The organism is Streptomyces sp. NPDC046900 (genome assembly GCF_040644975.1).
Lineage (GTDB): Bacteria > Actinomycetota > Actinomycetes > Streptomycetales > Streptomycetaceae > Streptomyces.
Map to the genome: position 1 here is coordinate 1 of NZ_JBEYXD010000182.1, position 6,403 is coordinate 6,403.

Annotated in this window: 6 protein-coding genes and 2 pseudogenes; 6 read left to right on the forward strand and 2 right to left on the reverse strand. The window is 66.7% G+C overall.

Annotation, left to right across the window (positions count from 1 at the left end):
* Nucleotides 1-164 precede the first annotated feature (164 nt).
* Nucleotides 165-539, forward strand: a pseudogene (locus ABZ904_RS50075) (helix-turn-helix transcriptional regulator); the annotation flags it as partial.
* Nucleotides 540-968: 429 nt separating this feature from the next.
* The gene (locus ABZ904_RS50080; RefSeq protein ID WP_361005095.1) at nucleotides 969-1,301 is read left to right on the forward strand and encodes a cupin domain-containing protein; all 333 of its coding nucleotides are present in this window, start codon (nucleotides 969-971) and stop codon (nucleotides 1,299-1,301) included.
* Between the two features lie 596 nt (nucleotides 1,302-1,897).
* Here the strand turns inward: ABZ904_RS50080 and ABZ904_RS50085 are convergent.
* Entirely contained in the window at nucleotides 1,898-2,344 is a 447-nt protein-coding gene (locus ABZ904_RS50085; RefSeq protein WP_361830892.1) for a hypothetical protein, read from the reverse strand.
* A 332-nt stretch (nucleotides 2,345-2,676) separates the two neighbouring features.
* On the opposite strand from ABZ904_RS50085, the gene ABZ904_RS50090 reads away from it, so the two are divergent.
* Both ABZ904_RS50090 and ABZ904_RS50095 read left to right on the forward strand, forming a co-directional pair.
* A complete protein-coding gene (locus ABZ904_RS50090; RefSeq protein WP_359411022.1) occupies nucleotides 2,677-2,901 on the forward strand; it encodes a hypothetical protein in 225 nt (74 codons plus the stop codon).
* Nucleotides 2,858-3,023, forward strand: a pseudogene (locus tag ABZ904_RS50095) (IS5/IS1182 family transposase); the annotation flags it as partial. The gene ABZ904_RS50090 and the pseudogene ABZ904_RS50095, both read left to right, overlap by 44 nt.
* Before the next feature lie 84 nt (nucleotides 3,024-3,107).
* On the opposite strand, the gene msrB reads toward ABZ904_RS50095, so the two are convergent.
* The gene (gene msrB / locus ABZ904_RS50100) at nucleotides 3,108-3,509 is read right to left on the reverse strand and encodes a peptide-methionine (R)-S-oxide reductase MsrB (RefSeq protein WP_359411014.1); all 402 of its coding nucleotides are present in this window, start codon (nucleotides 3,507-3,509) and stop codon (nucleotides 3,108-3,110) included.
* A 1,128-nt stretch (nucleotides 3,510-4,637) separates the two neighbouring features.
* Between msrB and ABZ904_RS50105 the strand changes: the two genes are divergently transcribed.
* Together ABZ904_RS50105 and ABZ904_RS50110 are read left to right on the forward strand one after the other, a co-directional pair.
* Nucleotides 4,638-5,030 (forward strand): hypothetical protein, encoded by a 393-nt coding sequence (locus tag ABZ904_RS50105; protein ID WP_359411012.1) that lies wholly within the window; start codon nucleotides 4,638-4,640, stop codon nucleotides 5,028-5,030.
* 60 nt (nucleotides 5,031-5,090) lie between these two features.
* Nucleotides 5,091-5,264 carry an IS3 family transposase gene (locus tag ABZ904_RS50110; RefSeq protein WP_361830896.1) on the forward strand — a complete coding sequence of 58 codons (174 nt, stop codon included), beginning with the start codon at nucleotides 5,091-5,093 and terminating at the stop codon, nucleotides 5,262-5,264.
* Nucleotides 5,265-6,403 lie beyond the last annotated feature (1,139 nt).

Here is a 6,403-nt window from a genome sequence, read left to right on the forward strand (position 1 = left end):
GCCAGGCCCGCCCGGCCACCCGCCCATTCCTCACCTGCCGTGGCCGCCAGCGTGAGATGGCTGGTGCCCGTGCGCCAGGTCAGCGCGGTGTAGAACCAGCCGGTGCCGCGGCCGCGCAGGTCCAGCCGCCGTTTGCCGCCGCGCGGGTCGGCGAGGGTGGCGGAGTGGAGCAGGGCGAGGGTGGGAGCGGGCGGGAGGACGCCGGGCCGCGGCCGGAGGACGAGCCGGGGTCGGGCGTGGTGACGGCGTTCGGGCGGCAGTTGAAGCTGCTGCGGGTACGGGCGGGCCTGGAACGGCCGGAGTTCGGGAAGCTCACGGGCTACGCGGGCCAGTCGATCGCCTCCTTCGAGCAGGGGCGGCGGATTCCCCCGCCGAAGTTCATCGACCGCGCGGACGAGGTGCTGGACGCCGGGGGCGTCCTCAAGGCACAGAAGGAGGAGGTGGGGCGGGCACGGTATCCGGCGTTCTTCCGGGACGCGGCGCAGTTGGAGGCGGGCGCGGTCGGCCTGTGCGTGTACGCGACGCGTGCTGTGCGGGGGGCGGCCAGGTGCGCCCGCGCCTGACGTACGAGGAAGACGGCGAGGGCGAGCAGGAGCACGGCCAGCGCCCAGCCGGCAGCCGGCCCAGGGCCTTGGTGACCAGGGACGCGGCGTGCTGCAGGTCGGCTCGGTACGGTGAAGCCCGCCGGGACCGATGACCGCGAAGTCGCGGGAGAGCGGTCTCTCACGGATCATGGGGAATCTGCCGGCTGGTTGATGACCCTCGAGTAAGACCGGAGGTCCGGCGTCATGATCAAAACACGACGTGCCGTGCGGTGTCTGGCTGTCGGCATGATGGCCACGGCCGCCGCCTTCGTCCCCGCGGCAGGGGGAGCGACCGCTGCTGAGCCAGCCGTGGCAAAAGCGGCAGTCTCCGGGACTGAGCAGTCCTCACCACTCACACCACCCCCCACGCCGCCCGTCGAGACGGTGAAGGTGCTGCTCGCGCAGGAACTTCCGAATGTCCCGGGCAAGACCTTCACCTCGGAGGTCGTCGAGTTCCCGCCCTCCACACGCGCGGTGCCGCATCGCCATGGCAAGGCGTTCGTCTACGCCTACGTGCTCGAGGGCACCATACGCAGCCAGCTCGACAACGGGCCGGTCCGCACCTACCGCGCCGGCGAACAGTGGGCCGAACCGCCGAACTCCTACCACGCGCTCACGGAGAACGCGAGCTCGACGGAACCGGCGAAGCTGCTGGCCGTCATCGTGTCGAACACAGGCGAACCGACCAAGATCGATGAACCGAAACCGACGGAGTGAGCTGGATCAGCGTCTCCGCCCCGGTCCCGGGCGTGTTCACCTGAAGGGGTGAACTGCGGAATCGACCTACCCGCAGAGGCAATACGGAGGCTGACGGACGAAGACGTGCCGGGCCGCCGCCACATTGGACTGCCCCCCTCGGTTGTGCGCCCGGTGCGACGGGTGCCCCCCCCATCCTCGCGGGCTTGGGGGGCGTTCGGCTCCTGGCCGGCGATAACTCCCTGATCGTTCAGGGGAGATTCAGGAGACGGGGCTCCGTACTGGCCGCGTTCCGGCCCTGTAGGATCCTCGGTGGTCGATCACGGGTGCTGGGGCTCTGAAGGGCCAGTGCCAAGGCACCGCTGACACCGACCACCCGGGCCCGGCTGCCGCCGCCGACAGCGGGCACATGGAGGCCGACATCGTCGGCAGCCGTGGCTGTTCCTGCAACCGCGTCTCCTGCGGTGCCGCCTGGAGAGCCAGCCCCGACGTCACGATCCGGGTCCGCAGCCGGGAGAACATCATCGGCGAGCTCGACCAGCCGCACGACACGTACGGTGTGACCGCCTTCCGGTTTGCCGACGACCTGTTCCCGGGCGTGTGTGGGCGGCGTCTGGTCAGACCTTCTCCACTCGCACGGAGTGCCCCGCGAGGAGTTGACTCATGTCGTCGGTGTCGGAGGTGAACACGGTTGTCTGAGCTCCCTGCGCGGCTTCCCGCCCCGCCACAGCCGCCAGAACGGCGTCGATGGCGTACTTGTGCCCATGCAGGCCGGCTTTCTTCAGCATGCCGCGAGCCAGGGCGATCACCCGGTCGTCCGTGTGCACGATGCGGATCCGGGACAGCGTCCAGCCCCACAGTGCCTGCCTCGACGTTTCGCGAGGGTCCCATGCCTCCAAGGTCGTGAGCCCCGACGTGACGATCGGAATGTCGAACCACGGGGCCGTCTTGATCAGTGCGGCCATCTCCCGATCGCCCAGAACCGCCTTGGAGAGGGCCTCGGAGTCGAACACGAAGACGCGCTGTCGCGGCGGGTGCGGCTTCGCTCGGGCGGTGCGGCTCACGCGGCCTCGTCCGGGCGTGATCGCTGCTCGTCATGCCAGCCGTCAATGGCGGCGACGCGGTCCAGCGCTGTGACCGAGACAGGTACGTCGATCGCGCAGGTTGCGCGGGATCCGGGGATCGGCGAGGGCCTTGGGGGGTTGGGCCGCCAGGGCCGGGAAGAGCGTCGAAGCGTCGGAGACGGGAGGGTTGAGCAAGTCCGGGCGGGAGGAGTTGCAGCGGGTGCGGCGTAAGAGCGCTGCGCCCGACAAGGAGAACGCCCAGCCGGCGATGGAGCGTGATGCCCTCAAGCGATGCGTGGTCCCTGGGTGACGTAGACAGGAACGGGGCGCGTGTGGCCGCGTTCACCGCCGGCCAGAGCAAGCTCTACCCGGCTACCGCCATCGACCTCTCCTCCCGCAGGATGCCGGTCTGCGCGATGGGTGCCCACGATCACGCAGACCTGGTCGTCCCGGCCCCGTGGATGGCCGCTGCCGTCCGCGGCGGCGACGTCCGCAGAGGGATCCCGGAAGCACGGGAAGCACGGGAAGCACGGCACGAACGTACAGGTCATCGCTGACCGTTCGGCCGACCGCTAGGGGCCTCGCGACGCATTGACAGGACGTTCGTGCGGCTGGCGAACAGGGCATTTTCAACGCCCTCGACCACGCCCGAATCCCTTGCTGGGCGAACAAGGGCTACCTCACCCTGCGTCACGCCAGCTCAACCATAGGTCGGAAAGGCCTTCCATGACCTGCATCGTTCGGATTGATGAGCTGAGCCAGATCATTCGGAATCGGCAGGCTTCAGCCGCAGGGAGAGGCTGTTGATGCAGTATCGCTTGTCCGTCGGCGTCGCGAATCCCTCACCCTCGAACAATTCTCCAAGATACGACCCGCAACGAGCGCACCGAACCACGGGATAGGAGGACCCGCTCTGCTCCACTTCGACCGAATTGAGGTCCTTGGGGTCGTAGAACGCCGGCCAGCCACAGCGAGAGTCGAACTTTTCCGCAGAAGTGAAAAGATCAGCACCGCAGGCCCTGCAGGAGTACACGCCCTTTTCTTTGGTGTCGGTGTACTCTCCGGTAAACGCCGGTTCGTCCGCAGCACCGCGCAGTACCCTGTATTCCTCCGGGCTGAGCTCCGCGCGCCACTCGGCGTTTGACTTCTCAATATCGTACGCCATGACTTCATCCTTCAAGAATCGGAACGCTGCCTCAGGAGGTGAGCAGCGCTGGACGGATGGTTACTTGTGTTGTCCATTCGAGAACTCAGAGCAAAGAATACGTCAACCAACGTCCATCGTCGATCCTCTGTGCTGCCGAGGAAGCGGTAACCCTTTTCGACTATGGAAACCGGTTTTCCGTATCTCGGAGCCAAGAACTGTCCCGCGATCCTCGGCTGCCCGGCATCGGATGCGGTGTATCACCAGGCAAGGGGCGTCCGCACGCTGGATGTATGCGTACGCTGTGTCGACGCGGCAGCGGAAACCCGTCCGCACGAGCGCGAAGCCGAGCGCGGGAGCCGTGGCCTGCGTCGCGCGCCCGCCGGAGATTACGGGACATCCCTCGACAATACCGGATCCCAAAACAGCCTCCGAAGCGGGCCCCAACACCTCTTCCTGAGCGTTCTTTACGACACCGATTGACAACTGGTCTTCGAGGCGTTGCACGAGCAGAGCTACCGCGAGTTCGGCCATAAACTCATCGGTATTCCTGCGGACTGCCTGAACCGCCGTGTCGCCACGATCAGTTCTTTGATCTCGCCGTCGGCCCTGTGAGTGCCTTTGGGTCCTCTGGTCAGATCGGAGCAGATCGGGCAGGACAGCCCCGGGGGGCTGCCCTGCTGCCGTCGGCGGCGGGCGTAGCCCAGAGCGGCGGGTTGCGCATTACGCCACAAGCTTGACAAATCCGATTCCATAGAATGGAGCAGCAGCTGACGATCTGGCTCGACTGCGTCCGGCAGGGCCTGGATGCGGCCCAGCGCCAGGAGGTCCATCAGGCTCGGCGGCGAGTGAGCCCGCGCTGAGTGAGCTCACATCCAGAGCCGTGAGCCCGCGGCGAGACGGATGGGCAGGCGGCAGGGCCTCAGACGCGCCCCAGAATCCCGGACGCCAGTGTCGAGGCGGTCAGATGCTTGTAGCCGACGCTCGTGAAGTACACCAGGATCTCGTGGTCGTCCCCGCTCAGCATCCGTCCCTCGCCCCAGAGCCGGTGGGCGACGGCAGCGTCCCCGATGACCGTCGTGCGCGGCGCTCGCGCGGCTTTCGGTGCCTGGTCGTTGTCGCAGTTGTCGCAGGGCGCGGGTGCTGCTGATGACCGCGACGCCGCACCGTGGGAAGGAGTGGCTCTTCCGGCACCTGCTACACCTGGTCGACCCGGCGATCTACCCCGACCCCGGCAATGAGCCCAACGTTGAGCTCAGCGCGTTGCGGCCCGGCCCGATCCACTTTCTCCGGCGAATGAAGGAGGATTTGGTCGACTACGACGGCACGACCCGGCTGTTCAAGGGACGGACTGCTCAGAACTACAGCGTCCCGCTGTCGCAGATTGAGTACGGCTACTACCAGGCCGCTCTGGAGATGGTCGACCGGCAAGCTCGTCTGGGCCGACCAAGACCGGCCGTCCACACCTTCACACGCACGGGCCTCCAGCACGCCGCCCGCTTCCTTCCCGGTGGACGAGCCGGTGGGAGCGCTGGTGGTTGAGGGCCATGGCCAGGGCATCGTGGAGCGGGGCGATGCCGCAGCGTAGGCGCAGTGCGGCGCGTGTACGCCGAGCCGCGAGGTTTCGGACGCACCGTGAACCGCAAGCGCGTCGAGCGCCTGATGCGCAGGCACGGCCTTTCGGGCCTGCATCTGCGGCGCCGCACGCGCACCATGGTCCCAGACCGTCTCGCATCACCCGCCCCCCGATTTCGTTCAACGCGACTTCCATGTTGAGCAGTTGAACGAGAAGTGGCGCGGCGGCATTACGTATGTGCAGGTCGGTGGCGCGTGGCCGTTTCTCGCGTGTGTCCTGGACATCGGTTCACGCCGGGGTGCTCGGCTGGTCGATGGCTACACATGTGCGCACTGAACTGGTGACCGACGCCCTCAACATGGCCGTAGCCCTCCCCGGTGGCAGCGTGGATGGGGTGATCTTTCATGCGGCGTGCGCGGCTCGCAGTGCACCGCCGCCATGTTCGCACACGTCTGTGACGGCTTCAGGATCCGCATGAGCATGGGCCGGGGCGGCTCAAGTTACGACAATGCCCTCGCTGAGAGTTTCTGGCAGGGATTCAAGAGGGAGGCGGTGCACCAGAGGCTGATCTCGACGTGCATCAGGCGAGGCTGGAGATTTTCCAGTGGCTGACGTACTACAACTCCGCAGGCGTCACAGCGCCCTCAATTACCTCTCGCTATGAAGTTCGAACAGCAGCATCTGCGAGCAGATAAGCTATCGATCGCGGCATGAGCCCCTGTTTCCACACTTCGGGACACGCCTCACCCCATGGTCCACACCCCATGCACCAGCGGATTCACCCGGCGCCTGATCCTGCACCCCCGCGAGGAGCACAACCTGCTTCAATGCCAGGCACGCCGAGGAGGAAACCGACTCTGGAAGGAACGCTACGCCAAGCGCGCTGGCGTCGAAGGCACGATCTCCCAGCCGTCCGCACAACCGGGATCCGCACCGGCCGCTAGCGAGGCCATGCCAAGACAGTCCTGGCCCGCGTGTTCTGAGCCGTCGCGATCAACGTCCACCGCATCGACGCCCGCCTCATCGTGCGCCCCGACGGCACCACGCTCCGCACCCACTTCGCCGGGCTCGACCTCGATCCCCGGCCCCACAGGAAGCCTCAGCGACGCCGCCCATGAATCGGGCGACAGAGTCCCGCAGACCTGCTACAAGAGCGCGACGGGTATCACCATGGGGTACATGCTGATTGCCATGGCCTGAGCCGGACATTGCACGACGCCTCTCGGCACAGGAAAGACGTCTGTCACGCGGGGCCGGGGGGGCCCCGAGCGCGGACAGGGCGGCCCCGCCGCCGGGAGAAAAGAGAATAAGAGACAAAAAAAAAAAAACCCAAACATAA

Coding starts and splice junctions, on each gene's coding strand:
- ABZ904_RS50105 (WP_359411012.1), top strand. CDS start 4,638: ATGACCGCGACGCCGCACCGTGGGAAGGAGTGGCTCTTCCGGCACCTG.
- msrB (WP_359411014.1), bottom strand. CDS start 3,509: ATGGCGTACGATATTGAGAAGTCAAACGCCGAGTGGCGCGCGGAGCTC.